Annotated in this window: 23 protein-coding genes; 16 read left to right on the top strand and 7 right to left on the bottom strand. The window is 61.8% G+C overall.

Going from position 1 to position 26,431, the window contains the following annotated elements; genetic code table 11:
- Window positions 1–87: 87 nt before the first annotated feature.
- On the bottom strand, window positions 88–1,005 hold the full coding sequence (locus VXJ37_RS07260; protein WP_331322374.1) for a LysR substrate-binding domain-containing protein: 918 nt from the start codon (window positions 1,003–1,005) through the stop codon (window positions 88–90).
- A gap of 174 nt (window positions 1,006–1,179) precedes the next feature.
- Here VXJ37_RS07260 and VXJ37_RS07255 point away from each other — a divergent pair, with 174 nt between their 5' ends.
- The 4 genes from VXJ37_RS07255 (at window position 1,180) to VXJ37_RS07240 (ending at window position 4,642) form a co-directional block, all read left to right on the top strand.
- Window positions 1,180–1,890 carry an SDR family oxidoreductase gene (locus tag VXJ37_RS07255; RefSeq protein WP_331322373.1) on the top strand — a complete coding sequence of 237 codons (711 nt, stop codon included), beginning with the start codon at window positions 1,180–1,182 and terminating at the stop codon, window positions 1,888–1,890.
- Between the two features lie 162 nt (window positions 1,891–2,052).
- Window positions 2,053–3,255, top strand: a complete 1,203-nt coding sequence (locus VXJ37_RS07250; protein ID WP_331322372.1) for a thiolase family protein — start codon at window positions 2,053–2,055, stop codon at window positions 3,253–3,255.
- A gap of 3 nt (window positions 3,256–3,258) precedes the next feature.
- Entirely contained in the window at window positions 3,259–3,960 is a 702-nt protein-coding gene (locus tag VXJ37_RS07245; RefSeq protein WP_331322371.1) for a 3-oxoacid CoA-transferase subunit A, read from the top strand.
- Window position 3,961: 1 nt separating this feature from the next.
- Window positions 3,962–4,642 (top strand): 3-oxoacid CoA-transferase subunit B, encoded by a 681-nt coding sequence (locus tag VXJ37_RS07240; RefSeq protein ID WP_331322370.1) that lies wholly within the window; start codon window positions 3,962–3,964, stop codon window positions 4,640–4,642.
- A 76-nt stretch (window positions 4,643–4,718) separates the two neighbouring features.
- Here the strand turns inward: VXJ37_RS07240 and VXJ37_RS07235 are convergent, their stop codons facing one another.
- From VXJ37_RS07235 to VXJ37_RS07220, 4 genes are read right to left on the bottom strand one after another with little or no spacing between them, the layout of a single operon-like run.
- Window positions 4,719–6,131: an MFS transporter gene (locus VXJ37_RS07235; RefSeq protein ID WP_331322369.1), complete on the bottom strand. Its 1,413-nt coding sequence runs from the start codon at window positions 6,129–6,131 to the stop codon at window positions 4,719–4,721.
- Between the two features lie 51 nt (window positions 6,132–6,182).
- Window positions 6,183–7,238 (bottom strand): MBL fold metallo-hydrolase, encoded by a 1,056-nt coding sequence (locus VXJ37_RS07230; RefSeq protein WP_440589780.1) that lies wholly within the window; start codon window positions 7,236–7,238, stop codon window positions 6,183–6,185.
- 33 nt (window positions 7,239–7,271) lie between these two features.
- Window positions 7,272–8,033 carry an SDR family NAD(P)-dependent oxidoreductase gene (locus VXJ37_RS07225; RefSeq protein WP_331322367.1) on the bottom strand — a complete coding sequence of 254 codons (762 nt, stop codon included), beginning with the start codon at window positions 8,031–8,033 and terminating at the stop codon, window positions 7,272–7,274.
- Window positions 8,034–8,065: 32 nt separating this feature from the next.
- On the bottom strand, window positions 8,066–9,553 hold the full coding sequence (locus tag VXJ37_RS07220; protein WP_331322366.1) for an aldehyde dehydrogenase: 1,488 nt from the start codon (window positions 9,551–9,553) through the stop codon (window positions 8,066–8,068).
- A 231-nt stretch (window positions 9,554–9,784) separates the two neighbouring features.
- On the opposite strand from VXJ37_RS07220, the gene VXJ37_RS07215 reads away from it, so the two are divergent.
- On the top strand, window positions 9,785–10,942 hold the full coding sequence (locus tag VXJ37_RS07215) for a PucR family transcriptional regulator (RefSeq protein WP_331322365.1): 1,158 nt from the start codon (window positions 9,785–9,787) through the stop codon (window positions 10,940–10,942).
- Between the two features lie 756 nt (window positions 10,943–11,698).
- On the opposite strand, the gene VXJ37_RS07210 is transcribed toward VXJ37_RS07215, so the two are convergent.
- On the bottom strand, window positions 11,699–12,760 hold the full coding sequence (locus tag VXJ37_RS07210) for an IS110 family transposase (protein WP_331322364.1): 1,062 nt from the start codon (window positions 12,758–12,760) through the stop codon (window positions 11,699–11,701).
- Between the two features lie 404 nt (window positions 12,761–13,164).
- Between VXJ37_RS07210 and VXJ37_RS07205 the strand changes: the two genes are divergently transcribed.
- Window positions 13,165–13,683 carry a hypothetical protein gene (locus VXJ37_RS07205; protein ID WP_331322363.1) on the top strand — a complete coding sequence of 173 codons (519 nt, stop codon included), beginning with the start codon at window positions 13,165–13,167 and terminating at the stop codon, window positions 13,681–13,683.
- A 191-nt stretch (window positions 13,684–13,874) separates the two neighbouring features.
- On the opposite strand, the gene VXJ37_RS07200 is transcribed toward VXJ37_RS07205, so the two are convergent.
- Complete coding sequence (locus VXJ37_RS07200; protein WP_331322362.1) at window positions 13,875–14,648, bottom strand: IclR family transcriptional regulator; 774 nt, start codon at window positions 14,646–14,648, stop codon at window positions 13,875–13,877.
- Between the two features lie 291 nt (window positions 14,649–14,939).
- On the opposite strand from VXJ37_RS07200, the gene VXJ37_RS07195 reads away from it, so the two are divergent.
- From VXJ37_RS07195 to VXJ37_RS21125, 10 genes are all read left to right on the top strand, one after another.
- A complete protein-coding gene (locus VXJ37_RS07195) occupies window positions 14,940–16,328 on the top strand; it encodes an NtaA/DmoA family FMN-dependent monooxygenase (RefSeq protein WP_331322361.1) in 1,389 nt (462 codons plus the stop codon).
- On the top strand, window positions 16,325–17,419 hold the full coding sequence (locus VXJ37_RS07190; protein WP_331322360.1) for an ABC transporter permease: 1,095 nt from the start codon (window positions 16,325–16,327) through the stop codon (window positions 17,417–17,419). The genes VXJ37_RS07195 and VXJ37_RS07190 overlap by 4 nt, the downstream gene beginning before the upstream one ends.
- Window positions 17,416–18,285: an ABC transporter permease gene (locus VXJ37_RS07185; RefSeq protein ID WP_331322359.1), complete on the top strand. Its 870-nt coding sequence runs from the start codon at window positions 17,416–17,418 to the stop codon at window positions 18,283–18,285. The genes VXJ37_RS07190 and VXJ37_RS07185 overlap by 4 nt, the downstream gene beginning before the upstream one ends.
- Window positions 18,282–19,100 carry an ABC transporter ATP-binding protein gene (locus tag VXJ37_RS07180; RefSeq protein ID WP_331322358.1) on the top strand — a complete coding sequence of 273 codons (819 nt, stop codon included), beginning with the start codon at window positions 18,282–18,284 and terminating at the stop codon, window positions 19,098–19,100. The genes VXJ37_RS07185 and VXJ37_RS07180 overlap by 4 nt, the downstream gene beginning before the upstream one ends.
- Window positions 19,097–20,065, top strand: coding sequence for an oligopeptide/dipeptide ABC transporter ATP-binding protein (locus tag VXJ37_RS07175; RefSeq protein WP_331322357.1), 969 nt, complete (start codon window positions 19,097–19,099; stop codon window positions 20,063–20,065). Before VXJ37_RS07180 ends, VXJ37_RS07175 begins: the two co-directional genes overlap by 4 nt.
- 58 nt (window positions 20,066–20,123) lie before the next feature.
- Entirely contained in the window at window positions 20,124–21,770 is a 1,647-nt protein-coding gene (locus tag VXJ37_RS07170) for an ABC transporter substrate-binding protein (protein ID WP_331322356.1), read from the top strand.
- Window positions 21,771–21,779: 9 nt separating this feature from the next.
- The gene (locus VXJ37_RS07165) at window positions 21,780–22,301 is read left to right on the top strand and encodes a flavin reductase family protein (protein ID WP_331322355.1); all 522 of its coding nucleotides are present in this window, start codon (window positions 21,780–21,782) and stop codon (window positions 22,299–22,301) included.
- A 232-nt stretch (window positions 22,302–22,533) separates the two neighbouring features.
- Window positions 22,534–24,030, top strand: a complete 1,497-nt coding sequence (locus VXJ37_RS07160; RefSeq protein ID WP_331322354.1) for an MFS transporter — start codon at window positions 22,534–22,536, stop codon at window positions 24,028–24,030.
- A gap of 727 nt (window positions 24,031–24,757) precedes the next feature.
- On the top strand, window positions 24,758–25,957 hold the full coding sequence (locus VXJ37_RS07155) for an IS30 family transposase (RefSeq protein ID WP_331322491.1): 1,200 nt from the start codon (window positions 24,758–24,760) through the stop codon (window positions 25,955–25,957).
- Between the two features lie 35 nt (window positions 25,958–25,992).
- Window positions 25,993–26,337, top strand: a complete 345-nt coding sequence (locus VXJ37_RS21125) for an NUDIX domain-containing protein (protein ID WP_369605607.1) — start codon at window positions 25,993–25,995, stop codon at window positions 26,335–26,337.
- The last annotated feature ends 94 nt before the right edge of the window (window positions 26,338–26,431 follow it).

Genomic DNA, 26,431 nt, shown 5'->3' with positions numbered 1-26,431 from the left:
GGTCAGGGTGGCGCGGGGCGCTGGTCCTAACCGGTGCATCTCCAAAGCTAGTGTCAGATTGTTCGCAGCTGAAATACCAAGTTGGGCTTACCTGATAGCGAAACCAGAAAGGTCAGGAGTGGGCAGAGCGGCTTCCGACACTTGCAGCACGGCTGCAAGGGCCGGCGATGTGTCGTCCTTGCGCCATGTCAGCGTGGCGAACATGTGGCTGGGGTGAATGTCGTCCAGTTCGCGGTAGACAATTCCGACGGACTGCGCTGGCGTTACCGAACTCAATGTGATGGTGATGCCTGCACCCGCAGCAACGAGTGCAAGCGCAGTAGCAGAATCCGGAGCGACCTGGGCGATCTTGGGCCTGAAGCCCGCGGTGATACACAAAGCGAACATTGTGGCCTGCAGAATTGAACCTGTATCGGCTGGCAAACTCACAAACTCCTCGTCATGCAGGTCCGCCAAGGAAAGAATCGGCTGGCCGGCCCGCGGATGGCCTTCCGGCAGCGCGCACAGGATCTTCTCGACTTCTACAACCCGGGACTCCAGTTCCTTCTGCGGCGTGGGCAGTCGCGCGAAAGCGAGGTCGAGAGATCCCTCAAGGAGCTTGTCCAATGCCGTGTAGACGTAGGTCTGGGATTCCAGCTGCAGCTCGATGCCCGGGTGGGACTCGCGCACCGCTCGGGTGAGAATTGGGAGGGCGCGCTGACTCGAAGCGCCGGCGAACGCGATCCGAACGCGTCCCTGCTCTCCCGCAGCGATTGATTCGGCCAGGTTCTGGACGGCAGAAACTTGACTGAGTACCTTACGCGCCGGGATCAACAGCCTGGACCCTGCATCCGTAAGTGCCACCGTACGGGTGCTTCGTTCGAAGAGCTGGACGCCCAAACTTTGTTCCAGCTGCTTGATGCGTGCACTTAGCGGGGGTTGCGACATGTGCAGCCGGGCGGCCGCCCTACCGAAATGCAGCTCCTCGGCCACCACGGCAAAGGCCTCAAGATCCTTTACTTCCACTTCCTCGCCCCTTCGCAACCTGTGATTATTCCGAATTCCAGATCATTTTACTCCGCATTGGTATCGCATGGCCGCGTTATCCACCCTTCTTTCCGGGCATACTGAAAAGAACGCGTTGCACCGCCGCAACCAAGTTCCGCGCATGCCGACGTGCGTGGAGGAAGGAAAATTGTCATGGTAGAACGTCTCCTCGTTACCGGGGGTGCCTCTGGAATCGGTCGTGCCATTGCCTCGCACGGGCTGGCGCAGGGGTGGGAGGTCGTGGTCATAGACAAGCAGCCCACGGACCTCGGCCGTTCAATCACTGCGGATCTCTCCGACGTTGACAGCACAGCGGAAGCCCTCGAGGCTGCCCTGTCGGAAGGTCCAATCACTCGGCTGGTCAACAACGTCGGCGCAGTTTTCCCCGCCCCACTCCGTGAGCAATCCCTGACCCAGCTCGATCAATCACATGCGCTGAACCTTCGGTGCGCCATACAGTGCACTCAGGGCGTCCTCGACGGCATGACGGAAGCCGGGTTCGGTCGGATCGTCAATATGTCCTCGCGTGCGGCACTTGGAAAGGAACTGCGCACTGCTTATGCGGCCGCCAAGGCCGGTCTTATCGGGCTGACCCGCACCTGGGCCTTGGAACTAGGCCGAGAGGGAATCACCGTTAACGCAATTGGACCAGGGCCCATCGCCACGGAACTGTTCATGAAGGCGAACCCGGAAGACTCGCCGCGGACAAAGGCCATCGTTTCATCTGTTCCCGTGGGAAGGCTCGGCCAGCCGGAGGACATAGCCAACGCTGCAGGCTTCTTCCTGGACGAGCGCTCCGGCTTCATCACCGGCCAAACCCTGTATGTATGCGGTGGGCTCACCGTCGGAACAAATCCCGTCTAACACCCACCTCGCCCAGCCAAGCCACATGCAGCGGGCAGTGCTGCTAACTGGCCGGTGCGTTGCCTGCGTGGCCACGGCCAATTTGTAGCAGGTGCCGCGGTGCCAACACTTGCCCAAGTGGGCAGCTCTGAATGACAGAAATAGATTGAGATGGATAGGACCATGAATCAGGCTTTTGTGTACGACGCCGTGCGCACCCCGTTCGGCAAGTTCGGCTCCGGCCTCGCCGCTGTCCGTCCGGATGACCTTGCCGCGCACGTGATCAAGGAGTCCGTGAAGCGGGCACCGGGACTGGATGTTGAACGGATTGACGAGGTGGTGTTCGGCAACGCCAACGGCGCCGGCGAGGAAAACCGGAACATCGCCCGGATGGGCACGCTGCTCGCCGGTCTCCCGGTCTCGATCCCGGGCACTACGGTGAACCGGCTCTGCGGCTCCTCGCTGGATGCCGCGATCATCGCGTCCCGCCAGATCAACGCCGGCGACGCCGATCTGATGCTTGTCGGTGGTGCCGAGTCGATGTCCCGTGCCCCCTGGGTGCTGCCCAAGACGGAGAAGCCGTATCCGGCCGGTGACATGACCCTGGCCTCGACCACGCTGGGCTGGCGCCTGGTGAACAAGGCGATGCCGAAGGAATGGACCATCTCCCTGGGCGAGGCCACCGAGCGGCTCCGCGAGAAGTACGGCGTCACCCGCGAGGCGCAGGACGAATTCGCCGCGAACTCCCACAACCTCTCCGCCGCGGCGTGGGACGAAGGGTTCTACGACAACCTGGTCACCCCGGTCCCCGGCACGGACCTGGTCCGGGACGAGGGCATCCGCCCGGGTTCGTCCGCGGAGAAGCTCGCCGGCCTGAAGACGGTGTTCCGGGCCGAGAACGGCACGGTCACCGCAGGGAATGCTTCCCCGCTGTCCGACGGCGCCTCCGCGGCTTGGATCGGGTCCGAGGCTGCCGCCGGGCTGCTCGGCCTGGACCCGCTGGCCCGGATCGCCGGCCGCGGCGCGCACGCCAACGACCCTCAGTACTTCGGCTACGCCCCCGTCGAGGCGGCGAACAAGGCCCTCGCCAAGGCGGGCATCGGCTGGGACCAGGTGGGCGCCGTCGAACTTAACGAAGCGTTCGCCGCGCAGTCCCTGGCGTGCATCAACGCCTGGGGCATCGACCACTCCATCGTGAACCGCCACGGCGGGGCCATCGCGATGGGCCACCCGCTCGGCGCCTCCGGCACCCGCATCCTGGGCACCCTCGCCCGCAGCCTCCAGGCTTCCGGTGAACGCTGGGGTGTGGCCGCGATCTGCATCGGCGTCGGGCAGGGCCTGGCCGTCGTCCTCGAAAACGTGTCTGCTTCAAATGGAAAGGCATAAGCCATGCTGAACTTTGTTGATTCGGTCCAGGAGGCCGTGGCAGGGATCAAGGACGGCTCCACCGTGATGATTGGCGGCTTCGGCAATGCCGGGCAGCCCTTCGAACTGATCGATGCCCTGCTCGAGTGCGGCGCCACGGACCTGACCGTGGTGAACAACAACGCCGGGCAGGGCGACCAGGGCCTGGCCCTGCTGATCAAGGAAGGCCGGGTGAAGAAGATGATCTGCTCCTTCCCGCGGCAATCCGATTCCTGGCACTTCGACGCCAAGTACAAGGCCGGCGAGATCGAGCTGGAACTCGTGCCGCAGGGCAACCTCGCCGAGCGGATCCGCGCGGCCGGTGCCGGCATCGGCGGATTCTTCACCCCCACCGGCTATGGCACCATGCTCGCCGAAGGCAAGGAAACCCGGATCATCGACGGCCGCGGCCAGGTGTTCGAGACCCCCATCCACGCCGACGTCGCCCTGATCAAGGCCCTGAAGGCGGACGGGAAGGGCAACCTGGTCTACCGCAAGACGGCCCGGAACTTCGGCCCCATCATGGCCGCCGCCGCGAAGCACACCATCGTGCAGGTGTCCGAGATCGTGCCCACCGGGGCGCTGGACCCGGAAAACATCGTGACCCCGGGAATCTATGTCAACAGCATCGTCAAGGTTGCCGGCAGCGGCCCAGGCACCTCCAACACGGCAGAAAAGGCGGCCTGAGATGAGCATCACCCAAGAGAGCCTCAAGACCTCCGAAACGCCCCTGGGCCGGGACGACCTCGCCCGGCTCGTGGCTAAGGACATCGCACCCGGGTCCTTCGTGAACCTGGGCATTGGCCAGCCCACCCTGGTGTCCAACTACCTCACCGAGGAACAGAACATCACCCTCCACACGGAGAACGGGATGCTCGGCATGGGCCCCGAAGCCAAGGGCGAGGACATCGACGAGGACCTCATCAACGCCGGTAAGATCCCCGTCACCGAGCTGCCGGGTGCGTCCTATTTCCACCACGCGGACTCGTTCGCCATCATGCGCGGCGGGCACCTGGACATCTGTGTCCTGGGCGCCTTCCAGGTCTCCGCCACCGGTGACCTCGCCAACTGGCACACCGGCGCACCCGGGGCGATTCCCGCCGTCGGTGGTGCCATGGACCTGGCCACCGGCGCCAAGGATGTCTTCGTGATGATGACGCTCCTGACCCGTGAAGGTGCCTCCAAGATCGTGGACGCCTGCACCTACCCGGTCACCGGCGTCGGCTGCGTCACCCGGGTCTATACCGACAAGGGCGTCTTCCTCACCGGCCCGGACGGCGTCACCGTCCGGGAAACCTTCGGCTGCACCCTCGAGGAACTCCAGGACCTGGTGCCCGTCCCGCTGAAGGCCACGCCCGCCGCCGGATGAGCCTGCGCCCGTCACCGCACCTAGGATTGGTAACCATGATTGACGCCGCAGCGGGTTCAGGCGACGCGAGAGCGCGTCAGCCGTGAACGGGCACGGTCGCGATCGACTCTCCTTCGATTCCCAGCCGTCGGCGTTCGCGTTGTTGGTTGGCGAAGAGGAAGCAGAGCAATCCTGAGCCGAGGGTGAGGGCGCCGGCAAACGCGAATGCGGTGGCATACCCGGTTGCCGCGGTCTGCGACCCGCCAATGATGAAGCCGGAGACGGCTGGAGCGAAAAGTCCTCCCGCGGTGAAGAACGCGATGGCAATCGAGAGGTTTGCTCCCCGCTGGGCGGCGGTGGTCAACTCCGAAACAATCAAGGGCGTGATCACGAAGAGGGCCGGGGCCGTGCCGAAGCCGACCACCATCAGACCTATTGCCACTACGGGATTTGGCGTGTATACAGCGCCCAGGAGCGTGGCTCCCGAGAGGATTGTCCCTGCTCCAAGCACCCATGACCTGGACCGCCGGGTTGGCACGCCGCGGATGTGCAGGCGCTGGGTCAGTGCACTTAGTCCGACGGTGGCAATGGCTCCCCACGCTGCGGGGAGCGCAATAAGTGTTCCGGCCTCTTGGCTGGTCACCTTGAGAACTGTCTCGAAGTAAGCCGGTCCCCAGGACATGGCCACAGTAAATGTCCAGTAGGCGGCGAACGCCGCCAGGACCGAGAAAATCCACGTCGGGGTGAGAATCGTCCGCAGGTAGGGGACCCGTGTGGAAGAGTCCGGTGCGTCGTACCTGGCCTCCTGTCCGGACGTCTCGTTACCAGCACCGTCAAGGGCGATCTCGGCGGCGTGGCTCGTGTAGGGGCCTTCCTTGCCTGCGACCAGCCAGATGGCAGACCAGATAACTCCTGCCACCGCGAGGGTTCCGAAGGCGGCGAGCCAGCCATACTGGCCGATGACCCAGGCAAGCATTGGGGCGACGATTACGATCCCGAGGGTGGTGCCGGAACAGGCCAGGGCCGCCGGTGTTGCCCTTTTCTTCTCTGGGAACCATTTATAGATGCCGTGAAGGAGGACAGGGGCCAAAGGCCCCTCACCGGCTCCCAGCATGAGCCGGCCGATCCACAGGGCGGGGAGGCTGGCGGACACGATGATCGGTATCTGGGCCACCGACCACAGCAGGCAGAGTGTGAGCATTATCCACTTGGTGGGCACTCGGTCGATAATCGGGGCCGCTACCAATTGCGCGATGCTGAAAGTGAAAAACATGGCACTGCCGACCAGGCCGAAGGCCTCGGGTGATATCCCCAGGTCCCGCATCATTGGCACGGCTGCCAGTCCGATGACTGCTTTATCCGCCCAGTTGAGGGTCATGAGAAGGAACATCAGCGCGGTCACGAGCCACACGTAGCGCCTGCGTCTGGCCGGAGACCAGGAGGCTGGATCCGAGCGCTGCGATGCGCCGGGCCGGAGCGTCGACCGGGTGGTTTGGGTGTGGTGGACCATAGGAATCTACTCCTTCGTAGACGGTGAAATGTTTTGTCCTTCGGCGCTGCCTCAGGAAGGACGGGGTGCAGGGACGTGCCCAAGGGTGAAGGCATCCAGGTCATGCCCCACCGACACCCGCCCTGAAAAGCCCTGGACCCTGGAGAGCCAGTCGTCGTCGCGGTGCGATGCGGGGGCGAGGTGGGAGAGGATCAAATGCCCGACCCCTGCACGCTCGGCGATCGCGCCCACAGCACCCACCGGTGTGTGGGATTCAAGAAGGTGACGCTGCTTCGCCAGGGCAGCCGGGTCATCCCGTCCTTGGAAGAGGTCTCTGACCCATTCGGGATCAATGACTTCGTGGACGAGGATGTCTGCCCCTTGAGCCAGACGCATCAAGTTCCCGCTCGGCGAGGTGTCCCCTGAGAAGACGACAGACGCGTTCCCGGTTTCCAACCTGTAAGCGAATGCCGGGAACACGGGTGCGTGCTGAACAAGGGTGGCCAGCACGCGTACGTTCCCGTCGTCGTATACCTCAAAGGGTTCCATGGCAGGAGCGACGTCGGTGTCAGGGTCGGCGAGCACCTCCGGGGGCAGTGCGATTTCCTTGACCTGGAGTATCGTCGCCGGGCTCGGTCTTAGGCTGTCTCGGACGTTGTCGTTCAGGTCGGAGGCGAATGCCGCCAAGAGGCCATTGACCATCCCGTGGGTGCCCGGCGTGGGATCTGCGGGGTTCACGACGGCAGGTTCGTGGACAGCATGGGACGCCAAGGGCTGGATCCGGCCACGCGGGCCGGGCCCGGTCACAGTCACGGGGTGCGCGCCTCGACCAAGCCCTTCACCGAGACCGAACGTCAGGAGCTCGGCTAGCCCCACAGTGTGGTCAGAATGCAGATGGGTGATGAAGATGCTTCGGAGAGCCTCCAGACCGGAAAAAGCCTGGCCCTTGGCACCTCCCACATGAGCCTCGGACAAGCGCCGGCCTGCTCCCGAGCCACAATCGACCAGATAGACGGATCCTGACACGACAACGGCACTTGCAATGCCTGCCCTCGGAGTGCCGCCGTACCATGTCCTGCCCGCTGCAGTACCCAGAAGAATGAGCTGATCGTCCGATTCGTTGTTCATAGAAATCTTTCCGGTTGATATTAGCCGCACTGCTTAGGGATGGATGGAGCCGCCGTTGACGTGAAGGGTTTGTCCTGTCATCCACCTGCTCCGCTCCGACAGCAGGAAGGTGACCACATCGACGATGTCATCGGTGCCTGCGAACCGCTGAAGGGCCTGGGAAGCCAGTATGGAATCGCGCTGGGCCGGCGTGAAAGTCCCACGTGGCACTTCTGTCATGACCAGTCCCGGGGACACCGAATTGACTCGGATCCCCTTGTCCCCAAGCTCTTTCGACATGGCGTGGGTCATGCCGTAGACGGCGCTTTTGCTTGCCACGTAGTGCGCGTAGCCGGGCTTGCCCATCCATACCGCGTCGGATGAAATGTTCACGACGCTGCAGGCATCGGACTTCTCCAACAACGGCAGCAGGGCGGTCACCATGGCCCACGTGCCCCGAACGTTGACGTTCATCACGAGGTCCCATTCCGCACTGTCGATTTCCCAGAAGGGCTTCAGCGTCAACGATGAAAAGACGGCGGCGTTGTTTACCAGCCCGTCTACGGCTCCGTAGGTCACTTCCAGTTCCGCAGCGAAGTCCTTGCAGGCTTCGAGGGATGACACGTCCACACGGTGCGCGGTTGCGCTAAGGCCGCGGGCCCGCAGCTCATCGGCCGTGGACGTGACTGCGTCGAGGTTGATATCGCATAGTACAACCCGACCTCCCTGCGCTGATATTTCCTCCGCATAGGCGCGGCCGATTCCCTGCGCTGCGCCAGTTATGACGACCGTCTTGTCGGCGAACTCACCATTCATGATGTAACTCGTTTCTGTGTAAAGAGGGTTGCTTAGCCGAGGACGAACGGATCTTTGCGGGCGGAACCGAGGTTAACCCACACGGATTTGGTCTCCGTGTAGTCGAGAACAGAATCCACTCCGTTTTCCCGTCCCATCCCGCTCGCCTTGAACCCACCGAATGGGACACTAGGGGCCACCGAGCGGTAGGTATTAATCCACACCGTTCCGGCCTTGACTCGTGCGGCGACCCGATGGGCCCGGCGAATATCCGCTGTCCAGACGCCCGCGGCGAGCCCGTAGGCGGTGTCGTTTGCAATCCTGACAGCCTCTCGTTCACTATCGAAGCCCATGACCGTCAGGACCGGACCGAAGACTTCCTCACGGGCGATGCCCATCGAATTGTTGATACCGCTGACGATTGTCGGCTGTACGAACAGCCCCCCGCGCGCCGGGTCGGCTCCCCCGCCGATTTCAAATGTGGCACCCTCCGCGGCCGCTTGGCTCAACATCGCGATGACGTGCTCGTATTGCTGCCTGTTGGCGATTGGTCCAAGCTGTGTTGCAACGTCCATAGGGTCACCTGTCTTAATGGCGGCCGTGAGGGAAACGACGCGCCGGACCAGGTCATCGAGGATCGAGTGGTGGGCCAGGAGCCGGGAACCGGCCATGCAGGTCTGCCCGGCAGCGGCAAAGATGCCTGAAACGATGCCTGTGGCGGCTTCGTCGAGGTCGGCGTCGGCGAAGACGATCTGGGGGGACTTGCCTCCCAACTCCAGCGTGACGCCGTTGAGGTTTTCGGCGGCGGCCTGCGCGACTGCGCGGCCCGTCGACGTCGAACCCGTAAAGACGACCTTGTCCACCCCCGGGTGGCCCGAAAGGGCAGCTCCGAGGCGGGGATCGCTGCTTGTGACGACGTTGAACACTCCGTCGGGGAATCCCGCCTCGTGGACCAGTTGGGCGAACACGAGGGTCGAGGCTGATGCATGCTCCGATGGCTTGACCACCACTGTGCAGCCTGCAGCCAAAGCAGGTGCGAGTTTGAAGGCCAGGAGCAGCAGTGGCGCGTTCCATGGCGTGATGGCTGCCACGACTCCTACGGGTTCGCGGCTGGTGTAGACGAGATGATCCGGGTTGGGAGCCGGGATGGTTTTGCCCTCAAGCTTGTCTGCAGCGCCGGCGAAGTAGGTGAACCAGCGCGAGAGCGAGCGAACCTGGACGATCATCTCGCGGTAGAGCTTGCCGGAGTCTGCCACCTCGGCCTCGGCCAGTTTCTCTGCGTTCTGGCTGATGAGCGTCGCCAGCACCCGGAGCAAGTCCGCGCGCTGAAAGCCGGTCATGGCACCCCACTCGCCCTCAAGTGCCGCGCGTGCGGCGTTGACAGCGTCATCGACATCCTGGGCCGTTCCCTCGGCGACGGTGGCCCAAGGCTCTTCAGTGAACGGGTTAATCGTGTCGAACGTGGCTCCAGTGGAATTCTCCCGGAAGCGCCCGCCGATATACATGGGATAGCGCTTCAGATCCAAAGCTGTAGTGGTCATTTCTTCCTCCGATACGGATGACTGGCGTGCGGACCATCTGTGGAACAGATCGAAGTCCATTGACTTGGGGATCCCGCCCGGTTCCGACGGAGTACTGCCGGGGAGCCTTGCGGTGATGTAGACCACAGTAGGCCGCCAGTTTGGGGCAAATCTTCGGACCGGCAGCGGAAATGCAGACGCCATATTCAGACACCGTGTCGGAATGCCTGAGGCTTGGATTACTGTGATGGAGTGGGTGATCCTTCAGAGCTGAGCGACTTCCTAACCGAGCTTTCCGACGCTCTGGGGCGCCGGCTGTTCGTGCTCGACGATCGCTTCCGCGTTGTGGCCTACACGTTCCATCAGTCAGAGGAAGAACGGTCGCGCCTGTCGTTCGTCCTGGCCCACAGCGACAACTGGTACCCGCTCCTTAATAGGGTCGGGGACCTTCACATATCCACAGTTCCCAACCTCGGCGTCCGCGTCCTCGTTGCCCTGCACAGCGAGGGGCGATTGGTGGGATATGTGCTCCTTATCCTGTCTGACGACGAAGTCATGCCGCCCCGGGAACTCGACCTCATCAAGGAGCGGGCTCCGCGCCTCGCATTGACGCTTGCAGCCCAAATCCGGCATGAAGAGGGCGTCCAGGCACGGGCGAAGCTCCTCCTTCAAGACCTGCTTGGCGAAGACGGTCGTCGACGAGCCGCTGCGGCCGAGGCGCTCCTGCATGAGCGCCTTGTAGGCCGCGCCAGTCAGTACTGCGCGATGGTCTTGGCGGCGCCCCCGAACGCAGACAGCGCCCTTTCGTCCCTGGCAGCCAGGGCGGCAGAGGTCGTCCTGGATTACATCCGGCGGTTCTCAACTGCATCGGTGGTTGGAGCAGGACTTGACGAGGGAGTCGGCGTGCTGATCTTTCTGAGGCGGGTTGTCCGCGGCCGCGCCGAACGGATCCTTGACCGCGCCGATCTTCGGGCGGTACGGGTGGGCATCGGCCCCATGGTGGAGGGGCTCCACGAAGTACACCGCTCCTATAATCGTGCTTTGGACGCGTGGCGCGTCGCCTGCATGGGAGCCGCCGGACCGGCTGCTGCCTACTGGGACGACCTGGGGATCGACAAGATCCTGCTGCGGCTCCCCCTCGACGAAATCACGCTGGAGGATCTTCCTGCAGGTCTTCAGCGGCTACTGTCATCGAACCTGGGCGAAGTGTTCGTCCATACCTTGGACTCCTACCTGAGAATGGGAGGAGACGCGCAGCAGACTGCCCGCGTACTCAACATCCACCGCTCCACCCTTTACTACAGGTTGGGCCGGATCCGGGAAGTCACGGAGTCCGACCTCACCGACGGACTCACCCGCAGGGAACTACATACCGGCCTGAGAGTGGCCGAGCTTGCTGGTTTGCTTTAAGGCCTCCGCTGCCGCGATGTACGAAAAGGTGGCGGACATGGTGTCTTCGCCTCCCGAGGGGTGCCCGGGCCATACACTCCCGGCGCCCCGTGATCAGCTTTCCACTTCGAATATCCGGAGGCGCAACGGCTCGGGAACGGTTCGTCATGCGACGCTGCCGCTCTGGGGCCTCGGTATTCGCATCCCTTGACAGCCCTCCATTAGTACAGAGGAAATCATGGTGCTTGGCCGACCCTGCGGTTCGCCCCGGAGTCCAGGGTCTCCCCAGGTCAACGCCCAGAGCGATTCATCGCACAAACCCCGCAGGTCTGAGCCGGAGGCAGCACACCCTTGTGCGAGCAGCGACAGCGTTTCGGCCGCGATCTGGAGGGCGTCCGGGCGTCCGCCTCCCTGGGCGCGACCTCGACATAAACGCCTGGCTACCTAGCCACCCGCCGTCGTCGAATTCATCCATTCGGGGACTGGAGTCAGCATCGGCGAGGCAGCGCCTCGCCGATGCTGAGCTACGGCAGGCAAGGCCGGTCAGGCAAGGCCGATCTGCTGGTAGAAGGTCTGGTTGTTCCAGAACAGGAACTCCTCGTCCATGAGCCCCTGACGATTCCAGATCGAGATGGTCGCCATGTTTATGGCACAGCGTTTCCCGGTCGGGATGAAGCCGCCGCGCCCGTATCGGTGACGGTCGAAAACCGAGCCATTGTGACGGCTTGGCGTCTAGTGGTCGACTCTTCTATATCTGTCAAGCCGGGTTCGTCGCATCTACCGTGCCGCGCTGAGCGTGCGGTAGATGCGGCGGGCCAGGTAGCGTTTGATGCAACGACGAATTTCCTTGTCTGTACGGCCCTCGGCGCGTCGCTTCTCCACGTACTGGCGGGTTTCGCCGTCATGGGTCATCCTGACGATCGCGACCATGTGTAAGGCACTGTTCAGAGACCGGTCACCGCCCCGGTTCAACCGGTGCCGGACAGTGTTCCCGGAGGACTCGGGGATCGGGTTTACCCCGGCCAGCGAGGCAAATGCTGCCTCGTTGCGGACCCTGCCTTCGTGCGACCACGCGGTGATGCCCTTTGCAGCGCTGATCGCCCTGAACCCCGTCTCCTCCAGCAACGGTGCGGCCTCGCTGACCTTCACCAGATCGTCCAGCTGGTTCTCGTTGTCCGTGAGTTGCTCATCCAGTGCCAGGACGTGTTTGGCCAGCCGCACGGCCTCGACTCGAGCGATGGACAAGGAAAGCTCTTCCTCGCGGGAACGCCACTTTGAGATTTCCGTGATCTGGGAGTTTGTGAGCTTCTGGCGGGCATCGATGCCCAAGTCGTTGCCGCGCACCAGTGCGTTGAGCGCGTTGACCGACCGGGTCCGGTCCTTGCTCATGGATCCCCGCGCCGTGACCAGGATCCGCACGCACTGGCGGACCCCGTCATGAAGGCGTGGTCGGCGCAGCTTGTCCACGGGCAAGGGCAGAACGGCCATGGCGATCCGGTGGGCGTCCAAGGCATCAGACTTACCCACGCCCCGGCTCTTCTTGGCATCCATCCGCGGGGCCTCGGCGACTGGGAATCCGTGGGCAGCCACGGTGCCGGCGAGAATCGCACCGTAGGATGCGGATCCTTCGATGACCCAGAGGGTGTCTGCGTCAGCGTTGGTGCGGCGTGCGACCCATTTAATAACCCGGTTGATCCCGGCCGCGGTAGTGGGGAATGACTGCGTATCCAGTAGTGCGCCGTTGGTCGCGTCGAGGATGGCGTAGACATGGTTTCGGGCGTGCGTGTCGACACCCACGACAAATGGATGGGCATGCGCGACGATAGACATGGCGGTCATTCGTACCTTCCTCTTCACGGATGTAGTCATGGCCGTCACCGGCCGGCGCCAGTCCGGGTAGAGGTCACCAAAGGAACAGCACTGTGATGGGCCACGCCCCGCAAGGGGTGGGCAATCTTCTGATCAAGCTACCGAGGTGGGCCGGACGGATGCCGGCCGGACCACCCCGATGGACGGACAAGTCGACCGAATGACACCTGGGGTCAGTTGCAACATGAGTCACGTCCACGGGGTGGAACGGGCCGATAACTTATCCTGCCAGCCAGTCCCAGACCAGCTACAAACAACTCTCACAGTTGCAACACCTGAGCTTTTAGGAGTTGCAATGGGGAGAGATGAAAAGACCAAGAAGGTCGCGGGGCGCCCCTCCAAAGAACGCTGCAGGGGCTCACTATAATCAGCTGATGAAACAGGGAATGGGCAACTCTGAGGCTTGCCGGATTGTGGAAATCAGCCGCAGTTCAGGCACTCGGTGGCGCCACGGCCACTCCGTTGTTCTGAAGTCAGGAGACATCAAGAGGGTTGCTCCGATCTCGCATCAAAGGCCGGTCGTGATCTCGGCCCGATTTCTCTCCGAGTCGGAACGAATCACGGTCGCGGACCTCCTGCAAGGTCATCGGATGGCGCCGTTCGAAGGTCTTTCCTTCGCGTCCGTCTCGGGGTTGGTTGTCGATGATGAGTTGTGTTTGCATAATGACTCCCTAACTTCTGTAGATGGGCGCTGGCGGAGGATCCGCCCTATAACAGGCGTTGATAAGTGGATGCTGTTGCTGGATGCGGTGGAACCGGCAGGGGCACGAACCGCCAGCGTTGCTGCAGCGGCCGCGGAGGTTTCGTGGTTTCTGGTGCAGGAGCTGCGGGCGCAGAGATGCGGTTCGGACGTAGACAGCCGCAGCCACGATCGCCAGCGAAGAAGTTGGTGAAACAGCCGTCCGGTGCGGCCGCCCGTATGGATGATTGTCGGCCCCGATGCATCCGGTTCCGGAGGTGTTCCGGAATTGGAGGTCGTCTTCAGGAGCCTAGTGACCTAGATCTGTGCACCTGAGGGATGGCCCCTCAACGCTGGAGATCGTTAATGAGAGGACTCGTGCCATTACCGGTTCGGCAAGGTCTTCTAGCTCAATTCCGCCAAAGCACTCGCCGTAACTCGCAGTTCGTTTAGCAGCTCTTTGACGCGCGTCTGGGCCAGACGCTCGCTTGGCGCTGCGACAGCCAGCGCATACGTTGGACGAGTTTTGGCCTCTACAAGCACCGCGACTCCACTGATGCCGGGCTCGCCCTCGCCAAAATTCGTGGCATAAGCGCGTTTCGCCGTCTTGCGAAGCTGTGTCTGGAGCTCTTGCCGGGTGGCAATGCTTTTCTCGTTTGCCTGCACCAGTTCCTCTGATGGGTAGGTTTCGAAAAGTTTTTCTTCCGTCAACTGCGAAAGAAGAAGCTTTCCTACGGAAGTGCAATGAGCCGGCATAACAGCACCGAGACGTGACCCTACCCTCACTGGGGCTTCGGACTCGACGGACTCAACAAACACGACCACTGGTCCCTGAAGTATTGCGAGGCTGACCGTCTCGCCCACCCGTTCACTTAACTGTTCCAGGTAGGGCCGGGCGAAACTCCAACGGGTCTCCGTGGGCAGCAGCGCATGGGCAATGGCCATCAGCTCAGGACCCGGTTCGTAGCAACGCGTATTTGTGTTCTGCATCACCATCTGACTCACTTCCAGAGTCGTGAGAAGCCTATGGGCGGTCGAGGGGGACACGGACAACGATTCTGCAACGTCGGAGAGCCGAAGCTCACGGCGTTCTTTGAACAGTGCCAGGAGCCGGCCAGCGTTGGCGACTGACTCGATCGGGTAGCGGGCGGCTTTTGGCTGCAGCACGTCAACTGACACTGACAAACCTCCTTGTTTTGTTCCTTCTCGCCTGGCACCTCAATGGAAGACGAGTCCCAGGAAGAGTTCGACCGCCATCTCCTACAGACCGCCCGAAGCTTTCTGAGAGGTGGTGCTTTACAGCGTTGTCGCTTGAGCCTACGCCACCTCACAGCGCCCCGCTACCCTTTTCAGAAATTTTTTCCGCAAGAAAGTCTTGTGCAGAAAATAATTCTGCAAACCGTTGACACCGGCTCGTGATGCGCCTCACTGTATGTACTACCAACGCGGTGACTTACAGATAGGACTAGCGTGAAACCACTTATCCTCGGGTTGTTCCAGACAGTGACTCCAAACGGCACCTCTGGTAACAGCTGGCGGCACCCCGACAACACGACAACCAACTACCGGGACCTGTCCTATTGGACTTCCTTGGCCCAACGGGCTGAGGCGGCCAAGCTGGACTTCATTTTCCTGGCCGACTCCTTCGGCTACCCCTCGCTCAACGGAGTTGTTCCCGAGGAGGCCATTCGGGACGCCGATCTCTCGCGATCTGACCCCCTGGTATTGGTGTCCGCCTTGGCTGCAGCCACAGAGCGCATCGGACTGGTCCTGACAAGTGCCACGTCCTTTGATTTGCCGTATTCCAACGCTCGCCGCTTTGCTACTCTGGACCACTTTTCCAACGGCAGAATCGGCTGGAACATCGTTACAGGCTCCTCCGCGGACACCGCGGCGGGATTATTCGGGTTGGACGTCACCAAACACTCCGATCGATACGCCGTAGCGGACGATTACGTGGATCTCAGTCTCACCTTGTGGGAGGGTGCGTGGGAGGACGGCGCCGTGAAGGCCGACAAGGAATCAGGACTCTATGCTGATGCCTCGATGGTCCACCCCGTCGATTACGACGGTCCCTACTTTTCCTGCCACGGCATGTTCACGGTTGAACCGACCCCCCAGCGCACTCCCGTCCTCTTCCAGGCGGGGACATCAGATCGGGGCAAGGAATTTGCTGCACGGAACGCTGAGTGCGTATTCCTGCAGGGGACTACTCCGCAGGCCGTGGCCGCGAACGTTAAGGACATCCGGGAGCGGGCAGAGGCCAACGGACGGGATCGGAACTCGATAAAGATCCTTGTGGGCGTCACGCTGCTCACCGACCAGGATCCCGAGCGGGCAAAGCTTAAGGCGGAAGAACTCGCGGAGTATTCGTCCGATGTGGCCGGAGCTGTCCGATTTGCCTTCAACACCGGTATTAACCTTCTTGAGCTCGAACCTGACTCCACGCTTGAGGGCATGACCAGCGAGGTTGGACAGTCCAACATTGACCGTTACCAGGCAACGCCCGACCGCCCCGCCGCAACGGTGCGTGAGATTCTCGACGAGTTCCGCACGCGGGGCCTGCGCGGGCTCATCCTTTCCGGAACCCCAGAAGAGGTCGTCGGGAAAATGACGGCCTACGTGGAGGAAACCGGGATTGACGGCTTCATGATCGAGTCCCACATCAGTCCCGGCACTCACGATGACGTCTTCGAGCTGCTCTTGCCGATTTTGCGTGATAAAGGTTTGTTCCGCCAGGACTATGAGGAGAGCACCCTGCGTGAACGGCTGTTTGGTTCCGGGCAGCGCCATCTCCGGGAGGATCACCGCGGGTCCTCCTTCCGTGCCGGACTGAAACTTACCGCGTCCGTCTCATGAGCACGACGACTTCCCTCGCTCCCCCAACGTTGCCTGCGGCTCCCGCCCGGATGCGACCACGACGCGCAGCAAAACGTCAGGTTGCCCGGACAATCGCCGTTCGATTCGCTGGCGCGGTCTTCGTTATCTGGGGCGTCGTTACGGTGACGTTCTTCCTCTCACGCATCGTGTCTCCATCACCCGCGACGCTCCTCGTCCCCGCTGATGCCACTCCCGAAATTCGAGCGGCTATCGAACACCAGCTCGGCCTCGACCGGCCCCTGTGGGAGCAATACCTGCGTTTTCTTCAGTCATTAATGCAAGGGGACCTGGGGACTTCGTTCATGACCGGCAGGCCCGTCACGGAGGATCTGGCCTCCCGGCTGCCGGCGACCCTGGAGCTGGGCACTGCCGCTTTGGTGATCGGCATCATCATAGGAATCCTGCTGGGCGTGGTCGCGGCAGTACAACGTGACCGCATTCTCGACCACGGAATCCGTGCCCTTACCGTCGCCGCGCTTGCTATGCCGCAGTTCTGGCTGGGTCTAGTGCTGTTGTCACTGTTCTTCGTGAGTCTGGGGCTTCTGCCCGGGCCGATCGGCCGGTTGCCCTTTGGTGTCGCTCCGCCACCACCGGTTACCGGCTGGTACCTTATCGACTCAGCCCTGGCTGGGCAGTGGACTACTTTTGGAGTTTCTGCGACCCACCTGGTCTTGCCCGTCGTAACCCTGATGTTCGGTGTGTTTTCACCGATCACCCGCGTTACCCGGACCGCTATGGTGGGTGCCCTTGATAGCCCGTACGTGCGAAATGCCAGGGCCCTTGGTTTCCCGGACCATGCCATACATTTCAGGTACGCGCTCAAGAACGCTGTACTGCCCGTTATCACGATGATCGCCAACGCTGTTGCCTTTGCCTTCGCAGGGGCGGTGCTTGTCGAAAGCGTGTTTGGCTGGCCGGGTGTGGGCCAGTACGCGCTCAACGCCATCCAGCAATCCGATTTCCCCGCTTTGCAGGGCTTCGTGCTCTACTCCGCGGTCCTGTATGTGCTCATCTACACGGCGGTCGATGTCGCGTACCGCCTCGCTGACCCGAGGATCCGAACCTCATGACCATGATCCGCGCAACTCCCCAGGCGGAAATAGCCGCCCCGCTTCGTAAATCACTACGTAGTCGATTCAACGCCTTCAACCTACCGCTGATGCTTGGCCTGCTGCTCATGGGAGTGCTCGTGCTCACGGCGGTACTCGGGCAAATGTGGACGCCCTTTGATCCCAAGGCCACCGGTGTAGGCGTCCCCTTTTCGGCACCGGATGCCGTCCATTGGTTCGGGACCGACGCCGTCGGTGCCGACATTTTCTCCAAGACGCTTGCTGCAACAGCAACCGATTTCGGTGTCACGCTTATCAGCGTTGCCCTGGCCTTTGTAGCCGGGGGCCTGACAGGTGCGCTAACCGGTTTCCTGGGAGGCGCCTTTGACACAGTAGTGATGCGCCTGGTCGAAATACTTCAGGCCTTCCCGCCGCTGCTGCTCGCGATGCTCATCGTGGTGACGACCGGACCCGGCATAACGAATGTCGTCATCGTGATCATGATCGTCGGCATACCCGGTTATCTGCGGTTGGCCCGGGCAGAAGTGCTCAGCCAAAAGAACCTGGAGTACGCTGACGCGGCACGAATGGTAGGCCATTCAGGTGCCGGAGTGCTCTTCCGCCACCTGGTCCCCAACACACTCAGCCCTCTGATCTCCTTCGCTGCAATCAACGCGGCGTGGGTAGCCATCATCATCTCAAGCCTCGGTTTCATCGGAGTGGGCATTGAACCCGGCAGCCCCGAATGGGGGTCCATGATTGCTGCCGGCAGGCACGACATCGAATCCTGGTGGATCTCCCTCTTCCCGGGACTGGCGATCATCATCCTTGCCTGCGCCTTTTACCTCGTGGGCGATGGCCTGACCGACAAGGAGCACACTCCATGAGTCTTACAGCAGAAGTCCCTCACATCAGGATTGAAGGGCTCAGTGGGGTGTTCCGTTCCAGGAATGGATCAGAGCACCCGGCCCTCCATAACGTCTCATTCAACGTCCCGCGCGGCGGTGTCACAGCAGTCGTGGGTGAAACGGGCAGCGGCAAGTCACTAACGGCCCTGAATGTCCTCGGTCTCACCGCGGCGGGTTTCAAACGCACCTCCGGCCGCATCGTTATCGATGGCCAAGACATCTCGGCATGGAATGACAAACAACTGCGGACGATCCGCGGCCGGGTCATCGGCACAGTGTTTCAAGATGCCAAGGCTTCGCTGAATCCGGTCTTCACCATCGGCCGTCAACTTGAAGACGCCGCACGGCTCAACAGGACCCTCACTCGGCCTGCTGCCCGCGCCCTTGCAGTGGATTCGCTGAAGTCGGTACAAGTCTCGGAACCAGAGCATCGGATGCGGCAGTACGCCCACCAAATCTCCGGCGGCATGGCCCAACGTGTCGCCCTCGCCCTTGCCCTCGTCCGGCGTCCCTCATGCCTCATCCTCGACGAGCCCACTACCGGTCTCGACGTGACGATCCAAAGCGAAATCATCGACCTCGTCGCGAAACTCACTGCAGACGAAAACCTCACCACGTGCCTCATAACGCACGACCTGGGGGTCGTCGCCCAGATCGCCTCCCGCGTCGTCGTCATGCGCTCCGGACGCGTCATCGAACAAACCACCACGCGGGAATTCTTTGAAAACCCGCAACACGAGTACTCAGCACGGCTGATAGCCGCGAGCAGGCTCGGAGAGGAAAGAACCCGATGAGCCAGGCCCCCAGTCTCGTTGTCGATGGCCTTCGAAAGAGCTTCCCCGCCCGCTCAGGACGGGAACACGGAGAAATCATAGCTGTCGATTCGATCTCGTTCACAGTCGCCCCCGGCCAAACTCTTGCAGTAGTCGGCGAGAGCGGCTCGGGGAAATCGACCCTGGCCAAATGCATAGTAAGGATGATCGATCCGGACACCGGCGACATCATTGTCGCCGGCACGAACATCGGTCACGGGACACTCCGCCGCGCTGCACGCACGGTCTACTCCGATATTCAGATGGTGTTCCAAGACCCCCACGCCTCACTGAACCCCCGCATGAAAGTCGGCGCAATTCTCGACGAACCGCTTCGTCTGCACACGCACCTCTCAGCAGCAGAGCGGCAAGAGCGCGTCAAGGAACTGCTCCGCCTCGTCGAACTCCCTGAGACGATGGCACACCGGTTGCCCCACGCCCTCAGCGGCGGCCAGCGACAGCGGATCGGGATTGCCCGGGCCATCGCCGTGCAACCAAAAGTGATCATCCTGGACGAACCCACAGCATCACTGGACGTATCAACCCGTCGTCAAATCCTGGACCTGCTCAACGGCCTTCAAGAGCGCACGGGAATAGCCTACGTACTCATCAGCCATGACCTGGAAGCGGTCCAGTACATGGCCGACAGCGTCATGGTGATGTATCTGGGCCGCGTCGTTGAGGAAGGCCCCGCCACCGAAGTGCTCAAAAGCCCCTCCCACCCATACACCAGAGCACTGCGGGACGCCTCCCCTGTCGCTTCCTTGACCCAGCATGTACGGGAAATCCGCCTGGCCGGCGAAGCCCCCAAGCTGATAGGCGCCCGCAACGGCTGCGTCCTCGCAAGCCGATGCCCACTCGCCATGGACTCGTGCCGCGAGCACACTCCAACACTGGTCACAGTCGCAACAGGACACCGGGCCGCCTGCCACCTGCTAAACCCCTGACCTCACCAGCCCACCCCAACTCTCAACAGTCAGTTGCCACACCAATCCGAGGAACCCCATGCCCATTTTGAACCCAAAAACCTCGAAGAAGGGCATCGCCCCACTTCTTATCAGTGCCCTCCTGATAGCGCTGTCCGCCTGTACACCACAGAACACCGCCGTCAGCGCCGCAAAGCCTGAATCAATCACCGTCGCCTGGCCCAATGATGCGACCACACTTGATCCGGCGTGGTCGGCCACAGATCAAAATAACGAAGTCTCCATGAACGTGTACCAAACCCTCGTCGGGTATGAATACAGGGACGGAGATGACGGCTCAAGAGTAGCCCAAGGCCTCGTGATTACCCCCGGCCTGGCCGAGAAGTGGACCATTGACGGCTCAACAGCAACGTTCCATCTCCGTCAGAATGTGAAGTTCTACCCGAGCGGAAACCCGCTTACTGCAGCAGACGTCAAATTCTCTCTGGAACGCAACCTGGGTAAAACCGGAGGCCCCGAATTGACCAGCAGCGGCATCTATACGCCACAACAGATCGAGATTATCGATCCTGCCACCGTCGCACTCCATTACACGGACGCCCAAGGAAGCCCGGCACCCGCCTCCCCCGCGTCCCTGGCCGCTCTCCGCTTTGCCACCTACGGCATCGTCGACTCCGCCACAGCGCTCTCTCACGCTACCACCAGCGACCCCGATGGCGGCGCCTGGCTGGCCCAAAACGTCGCCGGAACGGGACCCTACTACATTGACAGCCGGACCCCTGGCCAATCGCTTACCCTGAAGGCCGTCCCCGGTGCCTGGAGCGGCGAGCCTGCCTTCTCCACCGTCCGCATCAACGTCGTCAACGACGCGAACGTCTCCTCCCTGCTCAAAGGCAACACGGTGAACGTAGGGCTCTACGGGCTGACACCGAAAGACGTCAACTCACTGCGCGGCTCAGGATTCCGCGCAGTTCACGCTCCAACCCAGAACTACCTGGAACTGCAGCTCGCTTCCGACACCGGCCCCCTCGCCAATCCGCTTGTGCGACAGGCCATCGCCCACGCCCTCCCCTACGACAAGATCGTGCAGCAGGTCTACTTCGGTGACGCCGAACGCTCCCTCTCTTTCGTCAGCCCACATGCCTCCGGATACACGCCGTCCTGGCAGACCTACGGCGACCCCCAAAAAGCACGGCAACTCATGGACCAGGCCGGCAGTCCTAGCATCAACATCACCCTGCAATACAGCAACGAAGCCGCCACCTACGAATCCACGGCACTGCTCATCAAAGACGCACTGGACAAAATTGGGATCAAGGTCACCCTACAGTCCCAGACGACGAGCACCGTCCTATCCTCAATCCTTGCCCGCGGCTCCGGCCAAACAGCGACCCCGGCGGCCGACATGATCCTGTTCAACATCTCCGTCTATCTCGAAGACGCAAAAGCGCCAACCAACCTCTGGGCAACCTCCCATGGCGTCCTTAACTTCTCACACTTCTCAAACCCTAAAGTCGACGAACTCCAAAAAACGTGGGCATCCCAGGGACCGGGCAACGAACGCGACAAGGCCTACAGCAGTATCCAGGACATAGCCGCCGACGACGCATCATTCCTGCCTATCGCCACCATAGGCCGGTCAATCGTTACCGTCCCGGGCATCACCGGGATCACCTTCCAACCAGAAATCGGGGTGCGCTACAGCACCCTCGTCCCAAGTAAGTAGGTACCAACGATGAACACTGCAACACAACCCGCAAAGCACAGCTCCAGCATTGACCCGCGCCACTTCCGTGACACCCTCGGGCACTACGCCTCCGGGCTGACGATCATTACCGGTGACGACAACGGCGAACCCCTGGGATTCACCTGCCAATCCTTCTACAGCGTCTCAGTTGAACCACCCCTCATTTCGTTCAGCGTCATGAAAACCTCAACCACATACCCCCGCATCCGCGAAACAGGAAAGTTTGCCGTAAACGTCCTCGCGCATCACCAGCACGCTGTCGCCAATCAATTCGCCCGATCCGGAACCGACAAGTGGGTCGGAATCACCTGGAACCCAACCGCAGGCGGCAATCCCATCCTCGCCGACAGCCTCATCTGGATCGATTGCACCATCCACGCCGAATACGAAGCCGGCGACCACTTCATTGTCGTCGGAGCAGTCAACGAACTCATCAGCAGCGAAAGGCACCAGCTCGAACCGCTCCTCTTCTTCAAGGGCCAATACCGGCATCTCAAGAACGGTGACTGAGACTGTTCGCCCATTCTCCCGACCGGAAGACACCCGCTCCAAGGTCGGGAGAATGGACACCTGCAGGTCCACCGTCACGCCAGACACCGCAGTCACTACCTAACGCGAGGCACCTGACAACACGGGATCGAACACCCGCAATGCTTCAGGGCTCATGTTGCCACCACCGGGCACGGCGCCGAATTCACAACTTCCCTCGCTTGAGGCCGTCCTATGAATGGAGATCTCCTACATGGCTGACACCCCGGCCGCACGTGCCGTTGCAGAACCAATAGCGCGGCACCGCTGGGCAGCACTGGTCTTTATCTCACTCGCCCAATTAATCGTCGTCTTCGACGCCTCGATCATGAACATCGCGCTCCCGCAGGCGCAGGCGGACCTCGGGTTCAACAACGCCGATCGCCAGTGGGTGATCACTGCCTACAGCCTGGCATTCGGGGCGCTCCTTCTGCTCGGCGGACGAATCGCCGACCGGTGGGGGCGATCCCGTGCGTTCTCCATCGGCCTGATCGGGTTTGGTATGGCTTCCGTGCTGGGAGGCCTTGCCGCCAATATCGAGTTGCTGCTGGCCGCCCGCGTTCTCCAGGGAGCATTCGCTGCGCTTCTTGCACCGGCGGCGCTCTCACTCCTATCGGCCACGTTCACCATTGGCAGCGAACGAGCAAAGGCATTCGGAGTCTTCAGCGCCGTCGCCGGCGCCGGCGGCGGCATCGGCATGCTCCTCGGAGGAGCACTCACAGAGTACGCTTCGTGGCGCTGGACACTCCTGGTAAACACGGTCTTCGCCGCCATCGCCCTCGCCGGCGCCGTCCGCTACATTCAAGAGACCGGGGATAAGCGCAAACACGAACGGCTCGACCTTCCCGGCATAATGCTGGCATCGGCCGGCTTGGCCAGCCTTGTGCTCGGCTTCAGTCGAGCCGAAACTTCTGGCTGGGGCCACGGTTCCACCATCGCCTCACTCGTAGCCGCAACCGTTTTGCTGGCAGCTTTCCTCATGGTGGAGCATCGCGCAGCATCTCCCCTGCTGCCGCTGCACGTGCTTGCGGATCGAAACCGGGGTGCGGCCTTCCTAAGCGGGGCACTGGCGTCAGCAGTGCTCTTCACGCAGTTTCTTTTCCTCTCCTACTATATGCAGTCCCTGCTCGGATTCTCCCCGCTGCTCTGTGGCCTGGCGTTCCTCCCCGTCGTGGCATGCCTCATCATTGGGTCCAGCTACGTTGGCCCGCCATTATTCCGCTGCATCCCAACCCGAGCCCTGATGGGAACCGGATACCTCCTCAGTGCAGCGGGCCTGCTCATGCTGACAGGGCTCACCACTGACAATGCATATGTAGCGCTCGTGCTCCCCGCAGGGGTACTGATAGGTATAGGCTCGGGGACTGCCTTCTTTTGCTCTATGGTGCTCGCCACCGATGGTGTTCCGATGAAGGACATAGGCGTCGCATCAGCCGTGGTTAATACGTCTCAGCAGGTTGGAGGCGCTGTAGGGACAGCCCTCATGAGCTCAATCGCGGCTGTGGCCGCGTCTTCGTCCGGTCAAGCCACCAGGCCTGCAGCGGTCCATGGCTACGCCACCGCATTCCTCTGGGCCTCAGGTCTGCTGCTGTTAGCGGCGATAATCGCGTTCACGGTGACCCGCCGCCAAGGTCCGAGCAACCTCCCAAACGACGCGCCCACAGAGCCCCAGGAGGAGCGGCTGACCACGAACATCACGGCCTCCAAGTGAGTCTTTGAGCCTTTGTCGAGCAGCAAGCTGCGGCATGTCATTTTGTTCGTTCAGTTCCCTCTGACAAGGGTCACTTTAGCGCTCTTTTTAGTCCACAAAAGTTGCATGAGGAGCATGCTATGAGCCAGGTCGTTACCGACGGAACAGATGCGCCGATCATCCCGCGTTCCCGTACAATCGTCGCGGTGGTCGTCGAATGGCGCGGAAAAATCGCCCTGTTCAGAAGAAGTCAAGAACTGACTCATGATAGAGGCCTGTGGCACTGTATGGCGGGTTCTAGCGGTCGTTGCAACACCCAGAATTTTTGGGAGTTGCAACGACCGTGTCGTCTTTAACGGAGGAAGCTGTCGGGCGGAGGAAGTACACGCCTGAGCAGAAGGCTCAGTTCTTCCTTGTGTTGGACCGTTGTGGGAGTGTGAGCGCGGCCGCGGTGGAGCTCGGCTTCAATCAGATGACGTGCTACCAGTGGGTGCATAAATCACGGCTCCCGGAGCGGGTCCCACGGGACCGTGAAGCTGGGCAGCGGAAATACACCCCTGATCAAAAGGCTGAGTTCTTCGTGGTGTTCGACCGGCTCAAGAGCACGACGCACGCCGCACGGGAGTTGGGACTGAACCTGGCAACATGTGCCGGCTGGGTCCGTAAAGCCGGGCTGAAAAGCCATGGGAAAACGGGGACGGGTCCGCACCCGGGCCGGGGTGAGTACTTCCGGCTGCGCAAGACCGGCGTGAGTCGGCGGAAAGCCGCCGCGGCGGTCGGGATACATCTGCGGACCGCCGAAGAGTGGGACCAAGGAATCCGGAAATCCAGCGGGCGACGCATTTACCCTGACGGCCGGGTGGTCGACTACAAACGTGGTGTGACCACCATGACCCCTCCCGACGGCGGCGTGGCCGGAACGACACCGGTCCCGGTATCCGCCTTGGAGAAACGCATCGACCCGCGATACCTCGACGTCAAGGAACGGGAGCTGATCCGGGACCTCCACGCAGCCGGGTCCTCGATCAGGGCGATCGCCCGTACTCTGGGACGATCGCCCTCAACGATCAGCCGCGAGCTGGCCCGAAATGCCGACCCCGGGATGGGCTACCTGCCGCACGGGGCTCATCGGAAGGCCACGGCCCGGCGGACCCGGCCCAAAAAAGCCAAACTCGCCGCTGAGTCAACGCTGCGTGAGTATGTGAAGGACAAGCTGCTCCTACGCTGGTCTCCGGAACAGATCAGCAACACCCTGGTCGAAGAGTTCCCCGACAACCCGGAGATGCGCGTGAGCCCAGAGACGATCTATCAAGCCCTCTACCTCCAAGCCAGAGGCGGACTCAAACGCGAGATACAGGCAGCCCTGCGCACCGGCCGGACCCGCCGCAAACCCCACATCACCGGGGAACAACGCACGCCCCGGTTCGTGGACCCCATGGTCATGATTTCCGAACGCCCGCCCGAGATCGAGGACCGCGCCATCCCAGGCCACTGGGAAGGGGACCTCATCACCGGCGCCCACAACCAGTCGGCAATCGGGACCTTGGTCGAACGCACTACGCGCTACGTAATGCTCGTCCACCTCCAGGACGACCACACCGCTGAAACTGTCCGTGACGGCCTGATCAAGACCATGTCCACCCTGCCGGAGCACCTGCGAGGCTCCCTGACGTGGGACCAGGGCGCGGAAATGGCAGGACACAAATCGTTCACCCTCGCCACCGACATGCAGGTCTACTTCTGCGACCCCGCCAGCCCCTGGCAACGCGGATCCAACGAGAACACCAACGGACTGCTGCGACAGTACTTCCCCAAAGGAACCGACCTGTCCGTCTACGGGCCCGAAGACCTCGAACACGTCGCCCAGGAACTCAACGGCCGCCCACGCAAAACGCTCGGCTGGAAAACTCCAGCCGAGCGTTTACGTGATTTACTTCTAACCACCTAACCAACAGGTGTTGCGACGACCCCTAGAAACCGCATATCACCGGATACCTTGAGAACGGCACGCCCCCTATACAACAGGCCGCCGACGAACTTATCGAAGAAACCGGCCTCCAGCCGGAAGACTTGCTCGAACTGCGTCAAGGACCGGACGTAGTCCTAAACGACGATCGCCACATGCCGTGGATGATATACACATTCATCGCAGTAACGAACCAGCGACGGTTGAAAATCGATTGGGAACATGATTCCTACCGGTGGACTCCCGCCAGCAAGACCAAGCGCTTCGGGAACAGAGTCTCCTGGCTGGACCCAATTCTCATAGCTACCGGACACATTCCTGCCCCGCGCCTCCTCGCGGCTGCGCCTTGCCAGAGGCGGTAATCACGCTCGACACCACTCCCCAGATTCGAATGAAGCCAAACGACCGCTTCATCGCATGGAGGCCACACTGGGGCCGGCCTCGATCGAAGAGCAG

This window comes from Pseudarthrobacter phenanthrenivorans, from assembly GCF_036455295.1.
Taxonomy (GTDB): Bacteria; Actinomycetota; Actinomycetes; order Actinomycetales; family Micrococcaceae; genus Arthrobacter; species Arthrobacter phenanthrenivorans_C.
Note: the sequence above shows the minus strand (reverse complement) of the source record. Positions and strands in the feature narration are given on the sequence as shown.